Consider the following 25,447-nt stretch of genomic DNA (forward strand, 5'->3'; position numbering starts at 1 on the left):
GCGGCCCGGGCAGCGAGCGTAGCGAGTCAATCCTTTAACGCATGACATGTACGTTGGGGTTTGCCGCGTTGCCAGTGTTCAAACTGCCGGAAGCAATAACTGCTGGCGGGTCAGGCCCTGAGTAAAGTCCCGAATGCGGCATGATGGCTGCACGGGGCGCGGCATCATAATCAGGTGCGAAACCCGAGTCTATGATCTAAAGGGGGGAAATGAAAAATTTTTTGTCTTGCCCCTTGATGGGGCCAATAGCGACCCCATCTTGTAGTCAACGAAAGTTGTGGACCGGAAAAAAAAGCCGCGTGGGCGCTTGAAAGCTGATGATTCGCCCCTATTACTGGTTCACAACCACATGATGACGAATTTTTAGTGGAGACGTTTAGATGGGTAAAATTATTGGTATCGACCTGGGCACAACCAACTCTTGTGTGGCGATTATGGATGGCACCACAGCACGCGTGCTGGAGAACGCCGAGGGCGATCGCACCACGCCTTCTATTATTGCTTATACCCAGGATGGTGAAACTCTGGTTGGTCAGCCGGCTAAACGTCAGGCAGTGACAAACCCGCAAAACACCCTGTTTGCGATCAAACGCCTGATTGGCCGCCGCTTCCAGGATGAAGAAGTTCAGCGTGATGAAGCCATCATGCCGTACAAAATCATCGGTGCTGAAAACGGTGATGCGTGGATTGATGTAAAAGGTCAGAAAATGGCGCCGCCGCAGATCTCTGCTGAAGTGCTGAAGAAAATGAAGAAAACGGCGGAAGATTACCTGGGCGAACCGGTAACTGAAGCGGTTATCACCGTACCGGCGTACTTTAACGATGCGCAGCGTCAGGCGACCAAAGACGCCGGTCGTATCGCTGGCCTGGAAGTCAAACGTATCATCAACGAACCGACAGCTGCCGCGCTGGCTTATGGTCTGGATAAAGAAGTCGGCAACCGTACTATCGCGGTTTACGACCTCGGTGGCGGTACTTTCGATATCTCTATTATCGAAATCGACGAAGTTGACGGCGAAAAAACCTTCGAAGTTCTGGCAACCAATGGTGATACCCACCTCGGCGGTGAAGACTTCGATAGCCGTATGATCAACTACCTGGTTGATGAATTTAAGAAAGATCAGGGCATTGATCTGCGTAACGATCCGCTGGCCATGCAGCGCCTGAAAGAAGCGGCGGAAAAAGCCAAAATCGAGTTGTCTTCCGCTCAGCAGACCGACGTGAACCTGCCGTACATCACTGCAGACGCCACCGGTCCGAAACACATGAACATCAAAGTGACGCGTGCGAAACTGGAAAGCCTGGTCGAAGACCTGGTGAACCGTTCCATCGAGCCGCTGAAAGTCGCTCTGCAGGACGCCGGCCTGTCGGTTTCTGATATCAACGACGTGATCCTCGTTGGTGGTCAGACGCGTATGCCGATGGTGCAGAAGAAAGTGGCAGAGTTCTTTGGCAAAGAACCGCGTAAAGACGTTAACCCGGATGAAGCCGTAGCCATTGGCGCCGCCGTTCAGGGTGGCGTACTGACCGGTGATGTAAAAGACGTGCTGTTGCTGGATGTGACTCCGCTGTCGCTGGGGATTGAAACCATGGGTGGCGTAATGACGCCGCTGATTACTAAAAACACCACTATCCCGACCAGGCACAGCCAGGTGTTCTCGACGGCGGAAGATAACCAGTCCGCGGTCACCATCCATGTGCTGCAGGGCGAGCGTAAACGTTCCGGCGATAACAAGTCTCTGGGCCAGTTTAACCTTGATGGTATCAGCCCGGCGCCGCGCGGCATGCCGCAGATCGAAGTCACGTTCGACATCGATGCCGATGGTATTCTGCATGTCTCCGCGAAAGACAAAAACAGCGGTAAAGAGCAGAATATCACCATTAAAGCCTCTTCTGGTCTGAATGAAGAAGAAATCCAGAAAATGGTACGTGAAGCAGAAGCCAACGCTGAAGCGGACCGTAAGTTTGAAGAGCTGGTACAGACCCGTAACCAGGCGGATCACCTGGTGCATAGCACCCGTAAGCAGGTTGAAGAAGCCGGCGAGCAACTGCCGGCAGACGACAAATCTGCCATCGAGTCAGCACTCAGCGCGCTGGAAACGTCTCTGAAAGGCGAAGATAAAGCCGATATCGAAGCGAAAATGCAGGCGCTGGCGCAGGTTTCCGCCAAACTGATGGAAATCGCTCAGCAGCAGCATGCTCAGCAGCAGGCTGGCGCCTCTGCCGATGCCGGCGCAGCCAAAGATGACGATGTGGTCGATGCTGAATTCGAAGAAGTGAAAGACAAAAAATAATCGCCCTTTATGAGGGTGGTATACCTGAACCCTGCGGCGGCAAGGCCGCAGGAAAAGGGTAGATAACCAGCACGGGCGTCGGGGGTTTCCTCTACGCCCGTGCACGCATGTTAAGAGCCTGGTTTTCCAGTCTATTTATTTGTCAGTCTGGGCCTGGAAAGTCGTCACTCTCACGAGTGTTGTCGATAGATATCCGTGCCTGGCGCATGCAGACTGGCTGTAACGATTATGCCTGGATAACAGGCTCTGAGGGCAGATAGAAGAGATGGCGAAGAAAGACTATTACGAGGTTTTAGGCGTTCCGAAGACCGCGGAAGAGCGTGAAATCAAGAAGGCCTATAAGCGCCTGGCAATGAAATATCACCCTGACCGTAATCAGGGGGATAAAGAAGCTGAAGCGAAATTCAAAGAGATCAAAGAAGCCTATGAGATTCTGACCGATGCGCAAAAGCGCGCTGCCTATGATCAATATGGTCATGCGGCGTTTGAGCAGGGCGGCATGGGCGGCGGCGGTTTCGGCGGTGGATTTGGCGGCGGCGGCGCGGATTTCAGCGACATTTTCGGCGATGTGTTCGGCGATATTTTTGGCGGTGGTCGTCGCCAGCGCGCGGCGCGCGGCGCGGATTTGCGCTACAACATGGAACTGACGCTGGAAGAAGCGGTGCGCGGCGTGACCCGGGAAATTCGTATTCCAACCCTGGAAGAGTGCGACGTTTGCCACGGCAGTGGAGCGAAAGCCGGTTCTCAGCCGCAGACCTGTCCTACCTGTCACGGTTCTGGCCAGGTACAGATGCGCCAGGGGTTCTTTACTGTCCAGCAGGCCTGTCCGCACTGCCAGGGACGCGGGACCATCATCAAAGATCCCTGCAATAACTGCCATGGCCATGGCCGCGTAGAGAAGACCAAAACGCTGTCGGTAAAAATCCCCGCCGGGGTGGATACCGGAGATCGTATTCGGCTGGCCGGCGAGGGCGAGGCCGGGGAGCATGGCGCACCAGCCGGCGATCTGTACGTTCAGGTTCAGGTCAAATCGCACCCGATCTTTGAGCGCGAAGGTAATAACCTGTACTGCGAAGTGCCGATCAACTTTGCGATGGCGGCGCTGGGCGGTGAAATCGAAGTCCCGACCCTTGATGGACGCGTGAAACTGAAAATACCGAGTGAAACCCAGACTGGTAAGCTGTTCCGCATGCGCGGCAAAGGCGTTAAATCGGTGCGCGGCGGAGCGCAGGGCGATCTGCTGTGCCGTGTGGTCGTGGAAACGCCGGTTGGCCTGAACGACAAACAGAAGAAATTGCTGCAGGAGTTGCAGGAAAGTTTCGGCGGTCCCACCGGGGAGAAAAACAGCCCGCGTTCAAAGAGCTTCTTTGACGGCGTGAAGAAATTTTTCGATGACCTGACGCGCTGAGTTTCGCTGAGCCGCAGTAAATAGCCTGGGGTGCGGTGCGCCCCGGGCTTTTTTTTGCTGCGAGGACCATTTTCGGCGCTGTGTGGTCTGTGTTTGCCTGGTTCAGACTTTTATCGGTTCCGGCGGCTATCGTCACGCCCGGGATAGCTGACGATAGTTTTATTTTTTTACAGGATTAGCGCCTGTCTGGTGGGCGGGTTGATGCTTTCTGATTATTTCACTTCCTGGTCTCTCTTCGGTTTCTCTGAGCTTTCCATCTGTGATTTCATTTGAAATAGGATTTGATTTCGTTTATGGCGATCTAAATGCCTTTTTAATTCGTTTTTATCGAGTTAATTGGCCGCGATAAACTGTTTTTAACGAGTGATTTCTTTGTCTATCCTTATCATTAATAACTATGAATGATTAACGAATGATGAGATTTAAGAATGGCTAAACTGTTGCAACGTTTTTTCAGTAGCGAAGCTTCTTCGGGAGTGGTGCTGATTGTTGCCGCCGTGATGGCGATGGTGCTGGCGAATTTCAGCCCGACGGCGCTGTTTTACCACGCATTTCTTTCCACGCCGGTGGAACTCAGGGTCGGCGCCTTAGAGATCAATAAAAACATGCTGTTGTGGATCAACGATGCCCTGATGGCGGTGTTCTTTTTGCTTATCGGCCTGGAAGTCAAGCGTGAAATGGTGTTGGGATCGCTGGCCAGTCTGCGTCAGGCGGCGTTTCCGGTGATTGCCGCCATCGGCGGTATGGTGGTGCCTGCGGCCATCTATCTGGCCTTTAACTTTCAGGATCCGATTACCCGCGAGGGCTGGGCGATCCCGGCGGCGACCGATATCGCGTTTGCGCTGGGGATTCTGGCATTGTTGGGCAATCGGGTTCCGGTGGCGTTAAAGATATTCCTGATGGCGCTGGCAATCATCGACGACCTGGGGGCCATCGTCATTATCGCGCTGTTTTATACCAATGATTTGTCGGTGCTGTCGCTGGTGATTGCCGCTATCGCCATTGCGGTGCTGGTACTGCTTAATGTGATGAATGTGCGGCGTATCGGTATTTACATCATGGTTGGGGCGATTCTGTGGACCGCCGTGCTGAAGTCCGGCGTTCATGCGACCCTCGCGGGGGTGATTGTCGGTTTCCTGGTGCCGTTGCAGGCGAAGGACGGCCACTCTCCGGCGGAAACGCTGGAGCATGTGCTGGAGCCGTGGGTGGCGTTTCTGATTCTGCCGCTGTTCGCGTTCGCTAATGCTGGCGTATCGCTGGCGGGCATGTCAGTCGCCGGGCTGGCCTCTTTACTGCCGATGGGCATCATCGCCGGTTTATTGATCGGCAAACCGCTGGGCATCAGCCTGTTTTGCTGGCTGGCGCTGAAAATGAAGTGGGCCACGCTGCCGCAGGGCACAACCTGTCGTGATATTGTGGCGGTTGGCGTGCTGTGCGGCATTGGTTTCACGATGTCCATTTTTATCTCAACGCTGGCCTTCGCCAGTGTGGATCCGCAACTGATTAACTGGGCAAAACTGGGGATACTTATCGGTTCTGTATTATCCGCAGTGATAGGCTACGGAATGTTGCGTAAGCGTTTTTCATCGCCGTCAGTGTAATCGGGCGATTGACTACCGCGGCTCAGGTGAGGGCCGCGGTGGCGTATTTTCAGGGAGCGACTAAGCATGTCTCACATTAATTTCAATCACCTTTATTATTTCTGGCATGTCTGTAAGGAAGGCTCTGTGGTCGGCGCCGCCGAAGCGCTGTATCTGACGCCGCAGACCATTACCGGCCAGATTAAGGCGCTGGAAGAGCGTCTACAGGGGAAATTGTTTAAGCGCAAGGGACGCGGGCTGGAGCCTTCAGAACTGGGACAACTGGTGTTTCGCTACGCGGATCGGATGTTCACCCTTAGCCAGGAGATGCTGGATATTGTCAATTACCGCAAGGAGTCGCACCTGCTGTTCGATGTCGGCGTCGCGGATGCCCTGTCAAAAAGTCTGGTCAGCGGCGTGCTTGATGCGGCGGTATTCTCTGACGAGCAGATTCACCTGCGCTGTTTTGAATCCACCCATGAAATGCTGCTTGAGCAGCTCAGCCAGCATAAGCTGGATATGATCATTTCCGATTGCCCTATCGATTCCACTCAGCAGGAAGGGCTGTTTTCGGTGAAGATTGGCGAGTGCGGCGTCAGCTTCTGGTGTCGTTCGCCAGTACCGGAAAAACCCTTTCCCGCCTGCCTGGAAGAGCGGCGTCTGCTGATTCCGGGCCGCCGTTCGATGCTGGGTCGTAAGCTATTAAACTGGATTAACTCTCAGGGATTGAAGGTCGAGATTCTCGGCGAATTTGACGATGCGGCGCTGATGAAGGCGTTTGGCGCGGCGCATAACGCGATTTTCGTCGCGCCGACGTTGTATCTGCATGATTTTTACGATGATGACAAAATCGTCGAAATTGGCCGGGTGGATAACGTGATGGAGGAGTATCATGCGATTTTTGCCGAGCGTATGATTCAGCATCCGGCGGTGCAGCGCATCTGTAATCAGGACTATTCGGCGCTGTTCGGGATGGAATAGCGCGGTACTGCAGGCGTAAAAAAACCCGCCAGGCGGGTTTTTTTATCAGGCTGATAACAAATGGCGATTAAGCCAGTTTGTTGATCTGAGCGGTCAGATTAGCTTTATGACGCGCAGCCTTGTTTTTGTGGATCAGACCTTTGCTGGCCTGACGATCCACGATCGGTTGCATTTCGTTAAATGCTTTCTGAGCAGCTTCTTTATCGCCTGCTGCAATCGCCGCGTATACCTTTTTGATGAAGGTACGCATCATGGAGCGACGGCTAGCGTTATGCTTGCGGCGCTTCTCAGACTGTACGGCGCGTTTCTTAGCTGATTTGATATTAGCCAAGGTCCAACTCCCAAATAATCTATGTGGACAATTCAAAGGCCGAGGAATATGCCCGTTTAGCCTTCTTTTGTCAATGGATTTGTGCAAATAAGCGCCGTTAAAAAATCGGCACCCGTTACGTAGTGATGGCGCAGGATTCTAACAGTTTGCCGTCCCCGAATACAGACCTGAAACGACAAAAACCGTCATTTACGCACATAAAAGGTTGAAAGCGCCTTAGCTGAATGAAATTCTTACACCTTTCCTGCGCGGCGCGTAATCCCCGGTTAACCTTGAACGCTGTACAAGGTATAATCCGCCGATTTCCACTGTTTTGAGCCTGTCATGAAGCTGATACGCGGTATACATAATCTCGGTCCGGCCCACCATGGCTGTGTACTGACTATTGGTAATTTTGACGGCGTCCACCGTGGTCACCAGGCATTGCTGCAGGGGCTGTGCGCGGAAGGGCGGGCCCGTGGTTTGCCGGTCATGGTGATGATTTTTGAACCCCAGCCGCTGGAACTGTTTGCGGCGGATAAAGCCCCGGCGCGCCTGACCCGGCTGCGGGAAAAGCTGCGCTATCTCGCCGGTTGCGGCGTGGATTATGTGCTGTGCGTGAACTTCAATCGCCGCTTTGCCGCGCTGACTGCCCAGAGTTTTGTCTCCGGGCTGCTGGTGGAAAAACTGGGGGTGAAATTCCTCGCCGTGGGGGATGATTTCCGCTTTGGCGCTGGTCGGCAGGGGGATTTCTTGTTATTACAGAAGGCGGGGCAGGAATATGGTTTTGCCGTGACCAGCAGCGAAACCTTCTGCCACGGCGGCGCGCGTATCAGCAGTACCGCGGTGCGTCAGGCGCTGCAGCAGGACGATTTAGCGCTGGCGGAAAAACTGTTGGGGCATCCCTTCACCATTTCCGGCCGCGTAGTGCACGGCGACGAACTGGGGAGAACGATCGGTTTTCCTACCGCCAACCTGCCGCTGCGCCGCCAGGTTTCGCCGATTAAAGGCGTTTTCGCCGTCGATGTGCTGGGGCTGGGTGAGAAATCGCTGCCCGGCGTGGCGAATATCGGCACCCGGCCGACGGTGTCGGGAGTACGCCAGCAGTTAGAGGTTCATCTACTGGATGTTGCAATGGACCTGTATGGACGCCACATAGATGTGGTACTGCGTAAAAAATTACGCAATGAGCAGCGTTTCGCTTCGCTTGATGAGCTGAAAGCGCAAATCGCCAGAGATGTGGAGACAGCCCGGGCATTTTTTGGGCTTCAGACACCGGCTTAATACTATTTGCTAACCGAAATACGGAACTGAGAATCTGATGAGTGACTATAAATCTACCCTGAATTTGCCGGAAACAGGGTTCCCGATGCGCGGCGATCTCGCTAAGCGCGAACCGGGTATGCTGGCGCGCTGGAATGGTGATGACCTGTACGGCATCATCCGTAATGCGAAGAAAGGCAAAAAGACCTTTATTCTGCATGATGGCCCTCCGTATGCGAACGGCAGCATTCATATTGGTCACGCGGTTAACAAGATTCTCAAAGACATTATCGTTAAGTCCAAAGGGCTGGCGGGCTATGATTCGCCTTATGTTCCGGGCTGGGACTGCCATGGGTTGCCTATCGAACTGAAAGTAGAACAGCTTATCGGCAAACCGGGCGAGAAAGTTTCCGCCAGCGAATTTCGCGCCGCCTGCCGTAAATATGCCGCCGAGCAGGTGGAAGGCCAGCGTAACGACTTTATCCGCCTGGGCGTGCTGGGAGACTGGGCGCATCCGTATCTGACCATGGAATACCAGACGGAAGCGAACATCATCCGCGCGCTGGGCAAGATAATCGCCAACGGCCATCTGCATAAAGGGGCCAAACCGGTGCACTGGTGTGTGGACTGCCGATCGGCGCTGGCTGAGGCGGAAGTGGAGTACTACGACAAAACCTCCCCGTCTGTCTATGTCGCTTTCCACGCCGTGGATAGCGCCGCAGTGGCGGCGAAATTCGGCGTATCTGCCGTAGACGGCCCGCTGTCGCTGGTTATCTGGACCACCACCCCGTGGACTCTGCCGGCTAACCGCGCTATCTCGCTGCATCCGGAGTTTGACTATGCGCTGGTGCAGGCCAAAGGCCAGGCGCTGATTGTCGCCAAAGATTTAGTGGAAAGCGTGATGAAGAGCGCGCAGATCGACGACTGGCAAATCCTCGGGACCGCTAAAGGCGCAGAGCTGGAACTGCTGCGCTTTACGCATCCGTTTATGGGTTTTGATGTGCCGGTGATCCTTGGCGATCACGTCACTCTCGATGCCGGTACCGGCGCGGTGCATACCGCGGGCGGCCACGGTCCGGATGACTATAATATCAGTCTCAAGTACGGTCTGGAGATAGCTAACCCGGTGGGGCCGGACGGCTGTTTCCTGCCGGGAACTTACCCGACGCTGGACGGCGTAATGGTCTTTAAGGCCAATGACGTTATCGTGGAACTGCTGCGCGAAAAAGGCGTGCTGCTGCATGTTGAAAAACTGCTGCACAGCTACCCGCACTGCTGGCGCCACAAAACGCCGATCATTTTCCGCGCCACGCCGCAGTGGTTTATCAGCATGGATCAGAAAGGGCTACGCATTCAGTCCCTGAAAGAAATCGATCGCATCGAGCAGCAAGGGCTGGCGCAGCAGAACCTCAGCGGTTGGATCCCGGCCTGGGGTAAGGCGCGTATCGAATCCATGGTCGCCAACCGTCCGGACTGGTGTATCTCTCGCCAGCGTACCTGGGGCGTGCCGATGGCGCTGTTTGTCCATAAAGATACCGAAGAGCTGCATCCGCGCACTCAGGAACTGATGGAAGCGGTCGCCCAACGCGTGGAGCAGGGCGGCATTCAGGCGTGGTGGGATCTGGATCCAAAAGAGATTCTCGGCGACGAAGCCGACAGTTACGTGAAAGTGCCGGACACGCTCGATGTCTGGTTCGACTCCGGCTCTACCAGCTTCTCGGTGGTGGATGCGCGTCCGGAGTTTGGCGGCCATCCGGCGGATATGTATCTGGAAGGCTCCGATCAGCATCGCGGCTGGTTTATGTCCTCGCTGATGATCGGCGTGGCGATGAAAGGCAAAGCGCCGTATCGCCAGGTCCTGACCCACGGCTTTACCGTCGACGGTCAGGGCCGCAAGATGTCCAAATCGATCGGGAATACCGTGTCGCCGCAGGATGTGATGAACAAACTGGGCGCGGATATCCTGCGTCTGTGGGTAGCCTCCACCGACTACACCGGCGAAATGGCGGTATCTGACGAGATCCTCAAGCGTGCGGCGGATGCCTATCGCCGTATCCGCAATACCGCCCGCTTCCTGTTGGCTAATCTCAACGGTTTCGATCCGCGTAAAGATATGGTGAAACCGGAAGAGATGGTGGTGCTGGATCGCTGGGCGGTGGGTTGCGCACAGGCGGCGCAGGCGGACATTGTTCAGTCCTATGAGGATTATGATTTCCACGAAGTGGTACAGCGTCTGATGCGCTTCTGCTCGGTGGAAATGGGCTCGTTCTACCTCGACATCATTAAAGACCGTCAGTACACCGCGAAGGCCGACAGTGTGGCGCGCCGCAGTTGCCAGACCGCGCTGTATCATATCGCCGAAGCGCTGGTGCGCTGGATGGCGCCGATCCTGTCGTTTACCGCCGACGAGATCTGGAGCTACCTGCCTGGCGAACGCGACCAGTATGTCTTCACTGGCGAGTGGTACGATGGCCTGTTCGGACTGTCGGAAAATGAAGCCATGAACGACAATTACTGGGACGAGCTGCTGCAAGTGCGCGGCGAAGTGAACAAGGTCATCGAACAGGCGCGCGCCGACAAACGTCTCGGCGGTTCGCTGGAAGCGGCGGTAACACTGTATGCGCAGCCGGAGCTGGCGGCGAAGCTGACGGCGCTGGGCGATGAACTGCGATTTGTCCTGTTGACGTCCGGGGCGCAGGTTGCCGATTATGCTGCGGCGCCGGCCGATGCCCAACAGAGCGAACTGCTCAAAGGGCTGAAAGTCGCGCTGCAAAAAGCCGAAGGTGAGAAGTGCCCGCGCTGCTGGCACTATACCACCGATGTCGGCAAGGTTGCGGGGCACGCAGATATCTGCGGTCGCTGTGTCAGTAACGTCGCCGGCGACGGCGAAAAACGTAAGTTTGCCTGATGAGTAAACCGATTCTTTCTACCGGGTTGCGCTGGCTGTGGCTGGCGCTGTTAGTACTGGCAGTGGACCTGGGGGTCAAACAGTGGGTCATGAATAATTTCCAGCTGTATGAAACCCGGGCGCTGATTCCGTTTTTCAACCTGCATTATGCGCATAACCCGGGGGCGGCATTCAGTTTCCTGGCCGGTGAAGATGGCTGGCAGCGCTGGTTCTTCGCCGGTATCGCCATCGGTATTGCGCTGGTGCTGCTGGTGTTGATGTACCGGGCGAAGGGAAGTCAGAAGCTGAATAATATTGCCTATGCGCTGATTATTGGCGGCGCGCTGGGTAATCTGTTCGATCGTATGGTGCACGGCTTTGTGGTCGATATGATCGATTTTTATGTCGGCAACTGGCATTTCCCGACCTTTAACATCGCTGATACCGCCATCTGTATTGGCGCGGCGCTGATTGTGCTGGAAGGTTTTTTTGTCCCTTCCACGAAAACTGAACAAAAAGGGTAAGTCATGGCAGAGTCGATACAGAGCAACAGCGCGGTGCTGGTGCATTTCACGCTGAAACTCGACGATGGCTCCACCGCCGAGTCAACCCGCAATAACGGCAAACCGGCGCTGTTCCGCCTTGGGGACAGCAGCCTGTCGGAAGGTCTGGAGCAGCATTTGTTGGGGCTGAAAGTCGGCGCCAAAACTGACTTTACCCTGCCTCCGGAGGCGGCTTTCGGCGTGCCGAGTCCGGACCTGATCCAGTATTTTTCGCGCCGCGATTTTATTGATGCCGGCGAGCCGGAAATCGGCGCGATCATGTTGTTTACCGCTATGGATGGCAGCGAAATGCCCGGCGTGGTACGGGAAATCAGCGGCGACTCGGTCACCGTGGATTTCAACCATCCGCTGGCCGGGCACACCGTCCATTTTGATATTGAAGTACTGGAGATAGACCCGGTACTGGAGGCAGTGAATGCAGATTCTGTTGGCTAATCCCCGGGGCTTTTGTGCCGGGGTTGACCGCGCTATCAGCATCGTGGAGAACGCGCTGGCGATTTACGGCGCGCCTATCTATGTTCGCCATGAGGTGGTACACAACCGCTACGTGGTGGACAGCCTGCGCCAGCGCGGCGCCATCTTTATTGAGCAAATCAGCGAAGTGCCGGATGGCTCGATCCTGATTTTCTCAGCCCACGGCGTCTCCCAGGCGGTGCGCAATGAGGCGAAAAACCGCGATCTGACGGTGTTCGACGCTACCTGCCCACTGGTAACCAAAGTCCATATGGAAGTGGCGCGCGCCAGCCGCCGTGGGGAAGAATCGATTCTCATTGGTCACGCCGGCCACCCGGAAGTTGAAGGCACCATGGGCCAGTACAGTAATCCGCAAGGGGGCATGTACCTGGTGGAGTCGCCGGAAGATGTCTGGAAGTTAACCGTCAAAGATGAGGCGAACCTCTCTTTTATGACCCAGACCACGCTGTCGGTGGACGATACGTCTGATGTTATCGACGCCCTGCGCCAGCGTTTCCCGAAGATCGTCGGGCCGCGTAAAGACGACATCTGCTATGCCACCACTAACCGTCAGGAAGCTGTACGGGCGCTGGCGGCGCAAGCGGATGTGGTGCTGGTGGTCGGTTCCAAAAATTCGTCGAACTCCAACCGGCTGGCGGAACTGGCGCAGCGGATGGGCAAAACAGCCTGGCTTATCGACGACGCTTCGGATATCCAGCCTTCGTGGATTGCCGGCGCCGCCTGCGTCGGGGTAACCGCCGGGGCATCGGCGCCGGATATTCTGGTGCAGAATGTCCTGGCGCGTCTGCGTAACCTGGGGGGCACCGAGGTGCAGGAATTGACCGGTCGCGAAGAGAACATTGTTTTTGAAGTACCCAAAGAACTGCGTGTGGATGTTCGTGAAGTAGAGTAACGCTTTACGTTCTGCGATATGAGAAGATGCCAGGCGATGTGATGTCGCCTGGCATTTTTTATGGAGGATGTAATGAGCAGGATCCCCGTTATTCTGGATACCGACCCCGGCATTGACGATGCCGCGGCCATCGCCGCCGCGCTGTTTGCCCCGCAACTGGATGTCCGGTTGTTGACCACTGTCGCCGGTAATGTCGGTATAGAAAAAACCACCCGCAACGCGCTGCAACTGCTTCATTTCTGGAACCGGGACATTCCGGTCGCCAGAGGGGCGGCATCACCGCTGGTTCGTGCGCCGGGGGATGCCGCCAGTGTGCACGGCGAATCCGGAATGGAAGGCTATGCATTTGTTGAGCATCAGCGCCAGCCGCTGGCGCTGCCGGCGTTCGAAGCGATTTATCAGCAACTGCAGGCCAGCGATGAGCCGCTGACGCTGGTGGCGATTGGTCCGTTGACCAATATTGCTCTGCTGCTGATTCAGTACCCGGACTGCGTGGCGAAAATTAAACGCCTGGTGATTATGGGCGGCTCGGCGGGGCGCGGTAACTACACGCCGAATGCCGAGTTTAATATCGCTATCGATCCGGAAGCGGCGGCGAAAGTCTTCGCCAGCGGCCTGGAAATAGTCATGTGCGGTCTGGATGTGACCAACCACGCGCTGCTGGATCCGCTATATCTGGCGCAACTGCCGGAGATTAACCGTACCGGGAAAATGCTCCACGCGTTGTTCAGCCACTATCGCAGCGGCAGTATGAGCCGTGGACTGAAGATGCATGACCTGTGCGCCATCGCCTGGCTGGTAAAACCGGAGCTGTTCACGCTGCAGCCCTGCTTTGTGGCGGTAGAAACCCACGGTGAATACACCGCAGGGACCACGGTGGTGGATATTGAGAATCGCCTGAAGCGCCCGGCGAATGTCCAGGTTGCGCTACAACTGGATGTCGCTGGATTTCAGGCGTGGGTCGCGCAGGTCATTGCGTTGGCGCCCTGAGGGACGGGAGAGCAGGGATGTTGGATTTGAAACGCGTGCTGTTGATGTGGCTGGCGATACCGGCGGTGTGCGGCGCGCAGAGCGTGGAATTTCCGGTATGGAGTAAAACGTTTCCCGGTCTGGTGGCGGGGAAAAAGGTCGAAGTTAACCTCGACAGGCGCGGTCCGCTGATTTCCGGCTACTACTGTTACGCTCCCTGCGCTGCGCAGAAGCGCTATGCCCTGAGACTGAGTGGCACCATTGACGGAAATGCCATCAATCTTGAAGAGCGCGATGAGAGCCGTAATGGCGCCCCTCTGACCGGATACTGGGCGCTGGCGCGCAATGGCGACGTCCTGACCGGCAACTGGAGTGACGCTGCGCGCTCCCGGCAGTCGGAAGTGGCGCTGAAGGAGCAGGTAGCGGCAAACGATCCCGGGCTGGAAATTCATCTGGTGGCGGACGCGTTGCCTGACCGGGAGCAGCAGGCGCGCTGTGGTGAGCCGCCGACAGTGTCGGCGATTAAGCTGTATAAAGACGGTCAATTGCTACAGACCCTGGAGACGGTGTCGCAGGGAACCTGCGATATGTTCCTTCCCGAATGGCAGGATGTGAATTTTGACGGCATACCGGACCTGATATTGGCGCAGTTTCTGCCTGCCGGGCCGAATATTCCTTACCAGACGTGGATCAATGATGGCCAGCGCTTTGTCGACGCGCCGCCCGATTTCCAGGAGATCACCTCGCCGGATTTTGATGCGCAGCATCAGCGGATCACCAGTTTCTGGCGCGGCAGTTGTTGCAGCCATGGGGTGAATGTGTACCGCTGGAATGGTGATGATGTTGAACTGGTGGAGGAAGGGAGCAGCTATACTCAGCCTGTATTGATCGAGGGAGTCGCGTATGGCTGTTACGTGGTTCCCGGATATCGCCAGGGCCATGTGATTTGGCCGCTACAGGAGCGTAATGGCAAATTAACGCCGTTTCCTCTTGATAAAGAAGTGTGTGACGAACTGATAGACATCATGGGCGTTCAGACGGTGATCCAGCGCGCTGACGATCCGCTCGTGGTACGTACCGAGACGCCGGGCTGGCAGAAAACCGACAGCGCCGATGGGCCGCGCTGGTGTCCGGAGGTGCCGTTCCTCGATGGCGATAAGATCACCCGCAAAGTGTTAAACCAGCCTGCAGATCTGGAAAAGTTCTGCCAGACCGAAAATCCACAGGGGGGATCATGACCGGGTTTGAGCATAAAGTGGCCGTGGTGACCGGCGGTGCGAGCGGTATCGGTAAAACCATTGCCGATGAGTTTGCGCGCGCCGGCGCGACGGTGTGTGTCATCGACCGGCAGCCGGGGCCGTGGTTCAGCGGCGATCTGGCGGATGAAGCGGTGCTTAATCGCTTTGCCGATGAGGTCATCGATCGTCACGGCGCGGTGGATTTCCTGATCAATAACGCGATGATGATGAATGGCGGTATTGAAAACCTGAGCTGGGCGCAGTTTAACGAGGCGCTGCACGTCGGCGTCAGCGCGCCATTCTGGCTGACCAAACGCTTTGCGGCGCACTTTCGCCCCGGGGCATCCATCGTCAATATCTCTTCTTCCCGGGATCGGATGAGTCAGCCGAACACCGAGAGCTATACCGCCGCCAAAGGCGGGATCGCCGCTCTGACGCATGCGCTGGCGGTGAGTCTGGCGGGGCGGGTCAGAGTGAACTCCATTTCGCCAGGCTGGATAGATACCGGTTTTCGCCACTACAGCGGGCCGGACGCCAGCCAGCATCCGGCGGGCAGGGTGGGTAATCCGCTGGATATTGCCCATATGGTGCTGTTTCTGTGCAGTGAGAAGGCGGGATTTATTACCGGCGAGAATATCTGTATTGATGGCGGGATGACCCGCCAGATGATTTATCACAATGATTTCGACTGGACGCTGAACCGCTAATGACGGCGCGACGCCGTCGACTGTCGCACGCATGCCGGATCGCAGAGGGCGCCCGGACGACCGTCGTCGCGATGACTGGCGGAGTTGCTGGCGATAAACTCCCGATTCGCCGGCGCCCGGGACGGGGCGCTGGCGTAGCGCTTCATTGCGTCACGCTACTTTTTCCCCGGTAGATGCGTTCCGGCCTACCGACTTTACCGTAATGGATTTCCGCTTCCAGAAAATCGTCTTTGATTCCCTGTTCGAGATAGCGGCGAGCGGTGGTTTTGCTGCTGCCCAGCAGCCTGGCCAGCGACTCGGCGGTGTGTTCGGTTTCCTCGTCGCGGAATAACTGGCGAACCCGCGCCAGGGTGGTCTCATCAATTCCGCGCATCATCGGTGATGGAGACAGCGGGCACTCCTTAGCCTGGATGTTGAACAGCGCATCGACATGAGTCTGACTGGCCTGTTCGCTGGAACGCAGGGAACTGCGGTAACGGGCAAAGCGTTCCAGCGCGTGCTGCAGGCGCTGATAATGCACCGGCTTAATCAGGTAATCAAAAACGCCAAGACGTATTGCTTCACTGATGGTGTCCATATGATTGTCGGCGGTAATAAAAATGATTCGCCCGGTGTAATTGTTGCTGACCGTATATTTAATTAATTCGAGGCCTTTACCGTCAGGTAAAAAGTTGTCCAGCAGAATCAACTGGGGCTGGTAGATACGCAATAATTTTTGGGCGCTTTCCAGCTTGTCAGCGATTCCGACCACCTGATACTGGGAAAACTGTTTGATGGTATCGACCAGGATTTCCGCCAGCAGTGGCTCATCCTCTACAATGAGCGTGGTAATACTATCCATGATGATTTTCTCTGGTGTGGGGAATATACAGGGTGAAGATGGTTCCATGCGGTATATTGTCTTCGATGACGATGGCGCCGCCAGCCTGAGTGACATAGCTGTGCACCAGCCAAAGTCCAATACCGTGATCGCCGTTGCCGCTGGTGGTGACGCCGCGTTCAAAAATGCGTTCGCGAATGCGGTTATCAATGCCGGTCCCCTGGTCGGCCACTTCAATCACCACTTCCGGTCCTTCACTATTGATCAGGCACTCAATTTGCTTATTGCTCCCCGGGCGACGCAGGGTGGCGTTGTAGGCATTGTCCAGTAGATTACCGACAATCGAAATCCACTCATTATTGCTCAGACTGCCCGGTAGGGTATCGATGTAACAACCAGGATCAAAAATCAGCTCCAGCCCCAGTTCTTTGGCCCGGTAATACTTGCCTATCAACAGACCCGCCAGGTGGTTGTTACGGAAATGGCGGGCAATGAAATCCAGCACCTTCTGGTGATGCTCAGACTGTTGCTGGATCAGCGCCAGCGCGTGATCGTAACGACGCAGATAGAGCAGGCCGGCGATGGTGGAGATCAGGTTGCGGTGTTCGTGGTGGACGGCGCGCAGGTTGTCGGCATATTGCTGGATTTGGCTGAGTTGCAGGCTCAGGGTATTGATATCGTCCTTACTGCGAAAACTGATCACCCAACCGTGCGGGACCCCGCTGAGGAACACCCCCATACGACTGGCGATCACTTTGATTTGGTTGAAGACCGCGATTTCATCTTTTTTATTGGCTTCTGAATGGCTGTGAAAAAAGCTGGCGGGCTGCACCACGCTGTCAATCGATTCGCCGATCAGCGCCTGCTCCGGTTGCGAAAGATTGAGCAAACGGCGAGCGGTTTGATTGATGGCCGTAATACGATGCCGGGAGTCGATAGCGATAAGCCCCTCAAATACCGATTCAAACAGCACACTTTGCTGGCGCACCAGGCGGGCGAGCTGCCGGGGCTCCATATTCAACATTTGCTTTTTGATGTGCACCGAGAACATCCAGCTACACAACAGCAGAAATAACAGCAACGCAGCCATTGGCATCACCAGGGAACTGAGCTGGAGATTGAGCCAGTTCTCCAGTTGTTCCATGGTATAGCCTACCGAAACAATACCGATAACTTTGCCGCTGGCGTCCTGGATTGGCGATTTGCCGCGCAGCGACGATCCCAGCGATCCTTTGCGCACGGAGACGTAGCTTTGCGCTTTTACCAGTGCCGCCTCGTTGTCGCCGCCCTCCATGGGATTGCCAATCTTTTCCGGTTCGACGTGGTACAGGCGACGGCCAAATTCATCACCCACGGTAATGTAGGTGGCGTCGGAAAACGAACGCATGGGTTCGATCAGCGCTTTGATGCTCGCCAGGTTATCCTCCTGCACCGCTTTTACCAGTTCCGGCATGGCGGAGATTTGCATGGCCTGAATCAGCGCCCGCTGCCCGACCTGGTAGTGGAGCCGTTCTTTAGTGGTATCCGTCAGATACCATGTGATAGCCAGAATCACTACCGCAGAGGTAAAAAGCAGCAGTAAAAAGATTCGGCTCTGGAAAGAGCGTTGGGTAAACCATGCTGTGATGCTTTTTTTCAACATATCTGCACAGAATTCGCATTTCTGCCCTGGATAGTACCTGAATGCCGGAGAAGTGGCGGCGACAGCCACCATGTTTTTACATATTGAGAATGTATTTGAGCATCACTCCTGCGGCAATCGCGGAACCTATCACGCCGGCGACATTCGGCCCCATCGCATGCATCAACAGGAAGTTCTGGGCGTCCGCCTCAAGGCCGACTTTGTTCGCTACCCGCGCGGCCATGGGGACGGCCGACACCCCGGCGGCGCCAATCAGCGGATTAATGGCGGTACGGCTGAATCTGTTCATCAACTTCGCCATCAGAACTCCGGCCGCGGTACCGATAGCAAACGCCACCACGCCCAGCAGCAGAATACCGAGGGTTTGCGGTTGCAGGAACTTATCCGCCACCAGTTTAGCCCCCACCGATAGCCCAAGGAAGATAGTGACAATATTGATCAAGGCGTTCTGCACGGTATCGCTCAGTCGCTCCACCACACCGCTTTCACGCATCAGGTTGCCAAAGCAGAACATCCCCAGTAGCGGCGCAGCATCCGGCAGCAGCAGTGCGACCAGCAGCAACAAAACCACCGGAAACAGAATCTTCTCCCGCCTGCCCACGGTGCGCAACTGCACCATCCTGATTTTCCGCTCCTGATGAGTGGTCAGCAGTTTCATGATCGGCGGCTGGATCATCGGCACCAGCGCCATGTAGGAGTAGGCGGCAACCGCAATGGCGCCGAGCAGTTCCGGCGCCAGTTTGCTGGACAGATAAATCGCCGTCGGGCCGTCGGCGCCGCCGATAATACCGATCGACGCCGCCTGCGGCAGGGTAAAGTGGATGAAACCCAGCGCATTGAGCGCCAGTGCGCCCAGCACCGTGGCGAAAATACCGAATTGCGCTGCCGCGCCGAGGAGCAGAGTGCGCGGGTTGGCCAGCAGAGGCCCGAAATCGGTCATCGCCCCGACGCCCATAAAGATCACCAGCGGCGCGATACCGGAACCGATAGCCACCTGGTAGAAGACCGCCAGTACGCCAGAGGTATACCCCATATCCGCCGCCAGCGACTCCGCCTGGTAGTGAAGCGATGGCAGCGCCATGGCCAGCGCGTCTTTGATGGCGTGGGCGTCCGGGGCACAGTTGAGCAGCCCCGCCACCTTCGTCAGTTGATCCGGTCCGCCATGGATCAGCAGATTTTCCAGCGCCGTCATCGCCAGCCCGGCATCCGGGATATTGGCCAATAGACCGCCGAAACCGATCGGCAGCAGCAATAGCGGCTCAAATTTTTTGGCTATCGCCAGCCACAGCAACAGCAGACTGATTAGCAGCATGACTGCCTGGCCGGCTGAGAGATGCATCAGGCCGGTTCCGCTCAGCAGCGCATAAATACTTTCCATAGTCGCTCCATTACCCCAGATTCAGCAGACGATCGCCCACCGCAACCGCGTCACCGGCCTTCACGGTAATCGCGCTCGCCACACCGCTCTGCGCGGCGCGAATTTCGGTTTCCATCTTCATGGCTTCCAGAATCAGCAGGACATCGCCTTCCGCCACGTGTTGCCCGTCATTCACCAGCACCTTCCAGATATTGCCTGCCAGCGGCGCAGTGACCGGGGTACCTGCGCTGCCGGAGGATGCCGCCGGAGTTGCCGGGGTTGCCGCGACCGGAGCAAGACTTGCGATGTCTCCACCCTCACTCACTTTGACGGTGAAAGCCTTACCTTCCAGTTCGACGGTATAGAGACAGGGACCGACGGCGGGAGGTTTCTCCCCTGCCTGGCGCTCAGGACGTGCCTCTTCCACCTGAGGGACGGCTTCAAAAGCCGCCGGATTGCCGCGGTTTTCCAGAAATTTCAGGCCGATTTGTGGGAACAGCGCGACGGTAAGTACGTCATCAATAGCCTGCTGAGCAAGAGTGATGCCTTTTTCCGCCGCCTGGCGTTTGATATCCGCTTCCAGCGTCGCCAGCTCCGGCTGCAACAGATCCGCCGGGCGACAGGAGATAGGCTGTGCGCCATCCAGCACTCTGGCCTGTAGTGCGGAATTGACCGGCGCCGGGGTATGACCATACTCGCCTTTCAGAATACCGGCGGTCTCTCTGGCGATAGTTTTGTAGCGTTCTCCGGTCAGAACATTGAGCACCGCCTGGGTTCCGACAATCTGGGAGGTCGGGGTAACCAGGGGAATATAACCGAGATCCTCGCGAACCCGTGGGATCTCCGCCAGTACTTCGTCGAGACGCGATGCGGCGTTCTGCTGCTTCAACTGGCTTTCCAGGTTAGTGAGCATCCCGCCCGGCACCTGAGCGACCAGAATACGGCTGTCGACTCCTCGCAACTGGCCTTCAAAGGCGTGGTACTTCTTACGCACTTCCCGGAACCAGGCGGCGATATTTTCCAGTGCGGCGATATTCAGACCGGTGTCGCGCGGCGTGCCGGCGAGTGTCGCCACCAGCGCTTCGGTTGCCGGATGGCCGTAGGTGGCGCTCATTGATGAGATTGCGGTGTCGACGCCGTCAATACCGGCTTCAATGGCTTTCAGCAGGGCCATTTCCGCCATACCGGTGGTGGCGTGGCAGTGCAGATGCAGCACCACGTCATAGCGCTTTTTAATCTCGCTGACCAGTTCAAAGGCGGCTCCCGGGGTGAGGATACCGGACATATCTTTGATGGCGATGGAGTCGACGCCTGTCTCCAGTAGCTGTTCGGTCAGGTCGAGCCAGGTTTGCAGGGTGTGGACCGGGCTGGTGGTGTAACTGAGGGTACCCTGGGCGTGAGCGCCGTTGCGGCGTACGGCGCGCAGGGCGGCCTGCATGTTGCGCGGATCGTTCATGGCGTCGAAGACGCGGAAAACATCCATACCGTTGCTGACGGCGCGCTCAACAAAACGTTCCACTACATCGTCGGCATAATGGCGATAGCCCAGCAGATTCTGGCCGCGCAGCAGCATTTGCAGAGGCGTGCGCGGCATGGCTTTTTTAAGTTCGCGCAGGCGGACCCAGGGATCTTCGCCGAGAAAGCGGATACAGGCATCAAAGGTGGCGCCGCCCCAGCATTCGAGGGAGCGGTAGCCGATGCTATCGAGGCGCTCTGCGACGGGTAGCATGTCATCAAGCCGCAGACGGGTGGCGAAAAGAGACTGGTGGGCGTCGCGCAGTACAACATCGGTGATCGCGACAGGATGGTGAGGCATAGTCATGAGAAAACGGCTCCCTGAAATTACTGTATGCCGCGCAGGCGGCGATGGTGATGAATGGCGGCGGCGATGATTGGGCGTAGTCGCGCGGTGTCATCTTGCGGCCCGGAGCAGGCAGGCTGTGCGGGCGTAACCGGTTCGGGGAAGAACCGGCTTACGACGCCGGACATCAGCCGGATCGCCAGAATAAGAAGCAGAAGGAAGGACAGTACGAAGCCCATCCCGGAAAACATTAGCGTGAAACCTTCACGCAGTAGCGCTGCATCTGTCATGGTGAGTCTGGTTGAACCTCAGATTATGGGGCACGGGAGCGGGGAAGCCGTCAGCGGCAGAGCCCCAGGCTAAGGAGTGGGGATCGCGTTCCCCTTGAGACTGCAACCGGCCTTTGGCGCCCCGTCCCGTGCAAAATTCACATTTACACAAACATGCCGAATACCACGCTGGCGATAACCAGCACGATGCCGCCGCCCAGACGGGAGGAGATTTGGGCATAGGAGATAAGCTGCATTCGATTACAGGCCGACAGCACTTCCAGGTCGCCGGAACCGCCGCGGTTAGCCATACACAGCCCGGCGGTGATAGAGGCTTCGACCGGGTAGAAGCCGATCAACCAGCCGCCGACCGCCGCGCCGATGATGGCGCCGATGACGATGACCGCGGCGATAATGACGTTGGCAAAAGAGATGGCGTCGATGATTTCCTGCAGGTCGGTATAACAGACCCCGACGCCGACCATCAGCACCCATAACAACTGTTTAGAGAAGAAATTCGACAGCCGCTTCGCGCCCTCTTTAATTTCCGCGCTACACAAGCCGGAGGCGTTAAGGGCCGCGACGATCAGCACCATCCACGCGAAAGTATGGATCTTGATAGTACCGAAGCCCGGCAGGAGTTTTTTGGATAATACATAGGCCAGTACAAAACAGGTGGTGGACAGCAACAGGCCGATGGCGATTTCGCGATGGGTGACCTGACCCGCTTTTTCGTCTTCTTCAACCCGGAAAGAGGCTTTGCGCACCAGTTCTCCTTCGCCGCTCATCGCCGGGTATTTTTTACCGATAATATCGAGCAGGGCGGCAAAAACGATGGCGAAAATGTTGGCGATAGTCAGAATCGCAATTGCGGTCGAATAGTACTCTTCTTTAGAGCGGCCAGTTACCGAATGATAGATCTCCGACAGCGGGATCGCCCCGGCGCCGTTGCCGCCGCCCATGATCGGTAATACATACAGCATCAGGATGCGATCGATGGAAATACCAAAGCACAGGCCAATGGTAATCCCGAACAGCGCCGCGCCCAGTACACCCGCCAGAATGGTCGGTATATAGCCCAGCAGTGAGCGCACCAGTAATTTACGGTTTACCGACAAAATCGAACCGGTAATTAATACCGCAATAAATAAATTCAGGAAATTACTGACATCCATCACATTGGTGATGGCCTGTACTTCTTTTTCACTGAAAATGCCGGCATAGACAAACCATGCCGCTACCAGAAAAATCATTACCGGCGCGCCGCCGATGTATTTATTAAATACTGGCAGCCGCTTACCTATTTCGCCAAAAATAGCGCCAATAATAAACATCAGGCAAAAGCCGCCGACCAGATCGCCGGGTAGCGCATCATTAAAATGGGAAAGCAGCAGCGTGATTAGTGCAAATCCGTATAATGGCAGCGGCATACCAAAGATTCTGAATCCCAGTAAATCCGCTAAGCCTTTTTTCTCCACCGAGGGAGCCTGGCTCATGTTGGTCATAAGACATTATCCTGTAAATGAGATAAATAGAAACAGCGTGGCACCAGGATGGTAATAAAAGTAACTGCTGGGATGATGTGATTTTCTTCACTTTACTGTCGTGTTTTTAATTAATTTAATTTTTTTATTTTCCCGAATTAATTAACAACATAAAAACCATAAAGTGATTTAAAATAGCATGGTAATTGTGACTGACATAAAAGAACCCATTGTTGAAGGATGGCGAAATATCGCCAGTCTCAATTAGCGAATCAGAAATATAATGAATATTGTCCTGAATCGTGTAGCGCCGCTACATAATACGTTGTCTCGCCAGGTGATAAGCGATTTTCTGGTCGACGCCGGGCTGCGTCTGGAAGAGGACTGCGAGGCGGCGGTCATTGCCCGGGCCGGCGGCGCCATTGTCGGCTGTGGGGCGATCGCCGGGAATGTCCTGAAGTGCATTGCTGTCGATCCTGCGCTTCACGGGGAGGGCCTTGGCCTGAAGCTCCTGACGGAATTGCTGACGCTGGCGTATGAGTGGCAGCGCAGTGAACTGTTTCTGTTTACCCGGCCAAAAAACATCCGTCTGTTCTCCGGCGCCGGTTTCTGGCCTATCGCCCGGGCCGGGGATGAGGCGGTGCTGATGGAAAACAGCAGCGAGCGGCTATCGCGCTACTGCCGTCAACTGGCGCTGTATCGCCAGCCCGGTAAAAAGATTGGCGCCATTGTGATGAACGCCAACCCGTTTACGCTCGGTCATCGCTGGCTGGTGGAGCAGGCCGCCCGGGACTGCGACTGGCTGCATTTGTTTGTGGTGAAAGAGGATGCGTCGTTTTTCCGCTATGTCGACCGCTGGCGTTTGATTGAAGAGGGCGTTAGCGGTATTGAAAATCTGACTCTCCATCCCGGATCCGCTTATCTCATCTCACGCGCTACCTTCCCGGGTTACTTCCTCAAGGACAGCGGCGTGGTGGACGACTGCCACTGCCGCATAGACCTGCAACTGTTTCGCGAGCGCCTGGCGCCGGCGCTGGGAATTACCCACCGCTATGTAGGCGATGAGCCGCTGTGTGCGTTGACCCGCGCCTATAACCGCCGTATGCGGCAACAGCTGTTACTGACCGACTGTTCGGCAGCGCCTGTCGACGTAGTGGAATTGAAGCGCCTGGCATTGAACGGCGCGCCGGTTTCCGCATCGCGGGTGCGCGCGCTCTATGCGCAGCGCGACTGGCGGGCTATTGCTCCGCTGGTGCCTGATACCACGCTGAGTTTTCTGCAGCGTCTGGCCGCCAGCCAGACGCAGACTGCCTGATATGTTCTCCGTTAATTCAAGGAACCGTACCTATGGAAATCATTAAAGACGCCCTTGCCGGCACGCTGGAATCCAGCGATGCGCTGGTCAGGATCGGCCCTGGCGCCAGTCAGGGTATCCACCTTGAGCTGGAAAGCCTGGTGATTAAACAGTTTGGCGCTGCGATTGAGCAGGTGGTGCGCGACACCCTGGCGCGACTGGGCGTTACCTGCGCCCAGGTGGCGGTCAACGACAAAGGGGCGCTGGAGTGTGTACTACGCGCCCGGGTACAGGCCGCCGCGCTGCGCGCCGCCGATATCGCTCAGCCGCAGTGGGAGGTGTTATGAAATTACGTCGTAGCATGTTGTTTATTCCGGGGGCCAATGCCGCGATGTTGAGCACCTCGTTTGTTTACGGCGCTGACGCCGTGATGTTCGATCTTGAAGACGCGGTAGCGTTACGTGAAAAAGACAGTGCCCGCCTGCTGGTGTACCACGCGCTACAGCACCCCTTTTATCAAAACATTGAAACGGTCGTGCGTATTAATCCACTGGATACGCCGTTCGGGCTGGACGATCTGGAGGCCGTGGTGCGCGCCGGGGTGGACATGGTGCGTTTGCCGAAAACCAACACTAAAGAGGATGTCTTGACCCTTGAGGCGCATATCGCCCGGATTGAAGAGCAATGCGGACGTGTGCCCGGCAGTACCCGAATTATGGCGGCGGTGGAGTCAGCGCAGGGGGTGGTGAACGCCGTGGAGATCGCCACTTGTAGCGCGCGAATGAGCGCGATTGCGCTGGCGGCGTTTGATTATGTGATGGATATGGGCACCAGTCGCGGCGATGGCTCAGAACTGTTTTATGCCCGCTGCGCTGTTCTGCATGCCGCCCGGGTGGCCGGTATCGCCGCTTATGACGTGGTGTGGTCCGACATCAATGATGAAGCCGGTTTCCTGAAAGAGGTACAACTGATTCGCGGGCTGGGATTCGACGGAAAATCGTTGGTGAATCCGCGCCAGATTGAGCTGTTGCATAACGCGTATGCCCCGAGCCGCCAGGAGGTCAGTCATGCCCATGACGTGATTGCCGCCGCGCAGGAAGCGCAGGAGCGTGGACTGGGCGTCGTGTCGCTGAACGGCAAGATGGTGGACGGTCCGATTATTGAACATGCCCGCAAGGTGGTGGCCCTGTCGGCGTTCGGCGTTCGTGATTAAG

22 protein-coding genes are annotated in these 25,447 nt (G+C 56.3%); 15 read left to right on the forward strand and 7 right to left on the reverse strand.

Annotation, left to right across the window (positions count from 1 at the left end; genetic code table 11):
- Nucleotides 1-380 precede the first annotated feature (380 nt).
- From dnaK to nhaR, 4 genes are all read left to right on the forward strand, one after another.
- Entirely contained in the window at nucleotides 381-2,294 is a 1,914-nt protein-coding gene (gene dnaK / locus AQ981_RS13055; protein ID WP_058912176.1) for a molecular chaperone DnaK, read from the forward strand.
- Nucleotides 2,295-2,559: 265 nt separating this feature from the next.
- Nucleotides 2,560-3,702, forward strand: a complete 1,143-nt coding sequence (dnaJ, locus tag AQ981_RS13060; protein ID WP_058912177.1) for a molecular chaperone DnaJ — start codon at nucleotides 2,560-2,562, stop codon at nucleotides 3,700-3,702.
- 428 nt (nucleotides 3,703-4,130) lie between these two features.
- A complete protein-coding gene (nhaA, locus tag AQ981_RS13065; protein ID WP_058912178.1) occupies nucleotides 4,131-5,303 on the forward strand; it encodes a Na+/H+ antiporter NhaA in 1,173 nt (390 codons plus the stop codon).
- A 66-nt stretch (nucleotides 5,304-5,369) separates the two neighbouring features.
- Nucleotides 5,370-6,263, forward strand: a complete 894-nt coding sequence (gene nhaR / locus AQ981_RS13070) for a transcriptional activator NhaR (RefSeq protein WP_058912179.1) — start codon at nucleotides 5,370-5,372, stop codon at nucleotides 6,261-6,263.
- Between the two features lie 67 nt (nucleotides 6,264-6,330).
- Here nhaR and rpsT read toward each other — a convergent pair whose 3' ends face one another.
- Entirely contained in the window at nucleotides 6,331-6,594 is a 264-nt protein-coding gene (rpsT, locus tag AQ981_RS13075; RefSeq protein WP_058912180.1) for a 30S ribosomal protein S20, read from the reverse strand.
- 324 nt (nucleotides 6,595-6,918) lie between these two features.
- On the opposite strand from rpsT, the gene ribF reads away from it, so the two are divergent.
- The 8 genes from ribF to AQ981_RS13115 all read left to right on the forward strand — a co-directional run bounded on the left by ribF (nucleotide 6,919) and on the right by AQ981_RS13115 (nucleotide 15,566).
- Nucleotides 6,919-7,857: a bifunctional riboflavin kinase/FAD synthetase gene (gene ribF / locus AQ981_RS13080; RefSeq protein WP_058912181.1), complete on the forward strand. Its 939-nt coding sequence runs from the start codon at nucleotides 6,919-6,921 to the stop codon at nucleotides 7,855-7,857.
- 37 nt (nucleotides 7,858-7,894) lie between these two features.
- On the forward strand, nucleotides 7,895-10,744 hold the full coding sequence (ileS, locus tag AQ981_RS13085) for an isoleucine--tRNA ligase (RefSeq protein WP_058912182.1): 2,850 nt from the start codon (nucleotides 7,895-7,897) through the stop codon (nucleotides 10,742-10,744).
- Nucleotides 10,744-11,247 carry a signal peptidase II gene (gene lspA / locus AQ981_RS13090; protein WP_058912183.1) on the forward strand — a complete coding sequence of 168 codons (504 nt, stop codon included), beginning with the start codon at nucleotides 10,744-10,746 and terminating at the stop codon, nucleotides 11,245-11,247. Before ileS ends, lspA begins: the two co-directional genes overlap by 1 nt.
- 3 nt (nucleotides 11,248-11,250) lie before the next feature.
- Nucleotides 11,251-11,721: an FKBP-type peptidyl-prolyl cis-trans isomerase gene (gene fkpB / locus AQ981_RS13095; RefSeq protein ID WP_058912184.1), complete on the forward strand. Its 471-nt coding sequence runs from the start codon at nucleotides 11,251-11,253 to the stop codon at nucleotides 11,719-11,721.
- Nucleotides 11,702-12,652, forward strand: coding sequence for a 4-hydroxy-3-methylbut-2-enyl diphosphate reductase (gene ispH, locus AQ981_RS13100; RefSeq protein ID WP_058912185.1), 951 nt, complete (start codon nucleotides 11,702-11,704; stop codon nucleotides 12,650-12,652). The genes fkpB and ispH overlap by 20 nt, the downstream gene beginning before the upstream one ends.
- A gap of 72 nt (nucleotides 12,653-12,724) precedes the next feature.
- Nucleotides 12,725-13,642 (forward strand): ribonucleoside hydrolase RihC, encoded by a 918-nt coding sequence (gene rihC / locus AQ981_RS13105; RefSeq protein ID WP_058912186.1) that lies wholly within the window; start codon nucleotides 12,725-12,727, stop codon nucleotides 13,640-13,642.
- Nucleotides 13,643-13,659: 17 nt separating this feature from the next.
- A complete protein-coding gene (locus AQ981_RS13110; RefSeq protein WP_058912187.1) occupies nucleotides 13,660-14,859 on the forward strand; it encodes an XAC2610-related protein in 1,200 nt (399 codons plus the stop codon).
- The gene (locus AQ981_RS13115) at nucleotides 14,856-15,566 is read left to right on the forward strand and encodes an SDR family NAD(P)-dependent oxidoreductase (protein ID WP_058912188.1); all 711 of its coding nucleotides are present in this window, start codon (nucleotides 14,856-14,858) and stop codon (nucleotides 15,564-15,566) included. Before AQ981_RS13110 ends, AQ981_RS13115 begins: the two co-directional genes overlap by 4 nt.
- A 142-nt stretch (nucleotides 15,567-15,708) precedes the next feature.
- On the opposite strand, the gene citB is transcribed toward AQ981_RS13115, so the two are convergent.
- From citB to citS, 6 genes are all read right to left on the reverse strand, one after another.
- On the reverse strand, nucleotides 15,709-16,407 hold the full coding sequence (citB, locus tag AQ981_RS13120) for a citrate response regulator transcription factor CitB (protein WP_058912189.1): 699 nt from the start codon (nucleotides 16,405-16,407) through the stop codon (nucleotides 15,709-15,711).
- On the reverse strand, nucleotides 16,400-18,028 hold the full coding sequence (gene citA, locus AQ981_RS13125) for a citrate sensor histidine kinase CitA (RefSeq protein WP_058912374.1): 1,629 nt from the start codon (nucleotides 18,026-18,028) through the stop codon (nucleotides 16,400-16,402). The genes citB and citA overlap by 8 nt, the downstream gene beginning before the upstream one ends.
- 76 nt (nucleotides 18,029-18,104) lie before the next feature.
- Nucleotides 18,105-19,406: an oxaloacetate decarboxylase subunit beta gene (locus tag AQ981_RS13130; RefSeq protein WP_058912190.1), complete on the reverse strand. Its 1,302-nt coding sequence runs from the start codon at nucleotides 19,404-19,406 to the stop codon at nucleotides 18,105-18,107.
- A gap of 10 nt (nucleotides 19,407-19,416) precedes the next feature.
- Complete coding sequence (gene oadA, locus AQ981_RS13135) at nucleotides 19,417-21,201, reverse strand: sodium-extruding oxaloacetate decarboxylase subunit alpha (RefSeq protein WP_058912375.1); 1,785 nt, start codon at nucleotides 21,199-21,201, stop codon at nucleotides 19,417-19,419.
- Between the two features lie 26 nt (nucleotides 21,202-21,227).
- On the reverse strand, nucleotides 21,228-21,476 hold the full coding sequence (locus AQ981_RS13140) for an oxaloacetate decarboxylase subunit gamma (protein ID WP_058912191.1): 249 nt from the start codon (nucleotides 21,474-21,476) through the stop codon (nucleotides 21,228-21,230).
- A 143-nt stretch (nucleotides 21,477-21,619) separates the two neighbouring features.
- Entirely contained in the window at nucleotides 21,620-22,960 is a 1,341-nt protein-coding gene (gene citS / locus AQ981_RS13145; RefSeq protein ID WP_058912192.1) for a citrate/sodium symporter CitS, read from the reverse strand.
- A 262-nt stretch (nucleotides 22,961-23,222) separates the two neighbouring features.
- On the opposite strand from citS, the gene citC reads away from it, so the two are divergent.
- The 3 genes from citC to citE are packed head-to-tail and all read left to right on the forward strand — an operon-like array spanning nucleotide 23,223 to nucleotide 25,446.
- Nucleotides 23,223-24,254: a [citrate (pro-3S)-lyase] ligase gene (citC, locus tag AQ981_RS13150; protein WP_058912193.1), complete on the forward strand. Its 1,032-nt coding sequence runs from the start codon at nucleotides 23,223-23,225 to the stop codon at nucleotides 24,252-24,254.
- 32 nt (nucleotides 24,255-24,286) lie between these two features.
- Complete coding sequence (gene citD / locus AQ981_RS13155; RefSeq protein WP_058912194.1) at nucleotides 24,287-24,580, forward strand: citrate lyase acyl carrier protein; 294 nt, start codon at nucleotides 24,287-24,289, stop codon at nucleotides 24,578-24,580.
- Nucleotides 24,577-25,446 (forward strand): citrate (pro-3S)-lyase subunit beta, encoded by an 870-nt coding sequence (citE, locus tag AQ981_RS13160; RefSeq protein WP_058912195.1) that lies wholly within the window; start codon nucleotides 24,577-24,579, stop codon nucleotides 25,444-25,446. The genes citD and citE overlap by 4 nt, the downstream gene beginning before the upstream one ends.
- The last annotated feature ends 1 nt before the right edge of the window (nucleotide 25,447 follow it).

It is taken from the genome of Entomohabitans teleogrylli, assembly GCF_001484765.1.
Lineage (GTDB): Bacteria > Pseudomonadota > Gammaproteobacteria > Enterobacterales > Enterobacteriaceae > Entomohabitans > Entomohabitans teleogrylli.

Excerpts from the sequence above, each read along its gene's own strand:
- ileS (WP_058912182.1), top strand. The coding sequence starts at position 7,895 with ATGAGTGACTATAAATCTACCCTGAATTTGCCGGAAACAGGGTTCCCG.
- AQ981_RS13140 (WP_058912191.1), bottom strand. The coding sequence starts at position 21,476 with ATGACAGATGCAGCGCTACTGCGTGAAGGTTTCACGCTAATGTTTTCC.
- nhaA (WP_058912178.1), top strand. The coding sequence starts at position 4,131 with ATGGCTAAACTGTTGCAACGTTTTTTCAGTAGCGAAGCTTCTTCGGGA.
- citA (WP_058912374.1), bottom strand. The coding sequence starts at position 18,028 with ATGTTGAAAAAAAGCATCACAGCATGGTTTACCCAACGCTCTTTCCAG.
- AQ981_RS13110 (WP_058912187.1), top strand. The coding sequence starts at position 13,660 with ATGTTGGATTTGAAACGCGTGCTGTTGATGTGGCTGGCGATACCGGCG.
- rihC (WP_058912186.1), top strand. The coding sequence starts at position 12,725 with ATGAGCAGGATCCCCGTTATTCTGGATACCGACCCCGGCATTGACGAT.
- AQ981_RS13115 (WP_058912188.1), top strand. The coding sequence starts at position 14,856 with ATGACCGGGTTTGAGCATAAAGTGGCCGTGGTGACCGGCGGTGCGAGC.
- ispH (WP_058912185.1), top strand. The coding sequence starts at position 11,702 with ATGCAGATTCTGTTGGCTAATCCCCGGGGCTTTTGTGCCGGGGTTGAC.
- lspA (WP_058912183.1), top strand. The coding sequence starts at position 10,744 with ATGAGTAAACCGATTCTTTCTACCGGGTTGCGCTGGCTGTGGCTGGCG.
- citC (WP_058912193.1), top strand. The coding sequence starts at position 23,223 with ATGAATATTGTCCTGAATCGTGTAGCGCCGCTACATAATACGTTGTCT.
- citD (WP_058912194.1), top strand. The coding sequence starts at position 24,287 with ATGGAAATCATTAAAGACGCCCTTGCCGGCACGCTGGAATCCAGCGAT.
- oadA (WP_058912375.1), bottom strand. The coding sequence starts at position 21,201 with ATGCCTCACCATCCTGTCGCGATCACCGATGTTGTACTGCGCGACGCC.
- citB (WP_058912189.1), bottom strand. The coding sequence starts at position 16,407 with ATGGATAGTATTACCACGCTCATTGTAGAGGATGAGCCACTGCTGGCG.
- dnaJ (WP_058912177.1), top strand. The coding sequence starts at position 2,560 with ATGGCGAAGAAAGACTATTACGAGGTTTTAGGCGTTCCGAAGACCGCG.
- fkpB (WP_058912184.1), top strand. The coding sequence starts at position 11,251 with ATGGCAGAGTCGATACAGAGCAACAGCGCGGTGCTGGTGCATTTCACG.
- ribF (WP_058912181.1), top strand. The coding sequence starts at position 6,919 with ATGAAGCTGATACGCGGTATACATAATCTCGGTCCGGCCCACCATGGC.
- dnaK (WP_058912176.1), top strand. The coding sequence starts at position 381 with ATGGGTAAAATTATTGGTATCGACCTGGGCACAACCAACTCTTGTGTG.
- nhaR (WP_058912179.1), top strand. The coding sequence starts at position 5,370 with ATGTCTCACATTAATTTCAATCACCTTTATTATTTCTGGCATGTCTGT.
- AQ981_RS13130 (WP_058912190.1), bottom strand. The coding sequence starts at position 19,406 with ATGGAAAGTATTTATGCGCTGCTGAGCGGAACCGGCCTGATGCATCTC.
- citS (WP_058912192.1), bottom strand. The coding sequence starts at position 22,960 with ATGACCAACATGAGCCAGGCTCCCTCGGTGGAGAAAAAAGGCTTAGCG.
- citE (WP_058912195.1), top strand. The coding sequence starts at position 24,577 with ATGAAATTACGTCGTAGCATGTTGTTTATTCCGGGGGCCAATGCCGCG.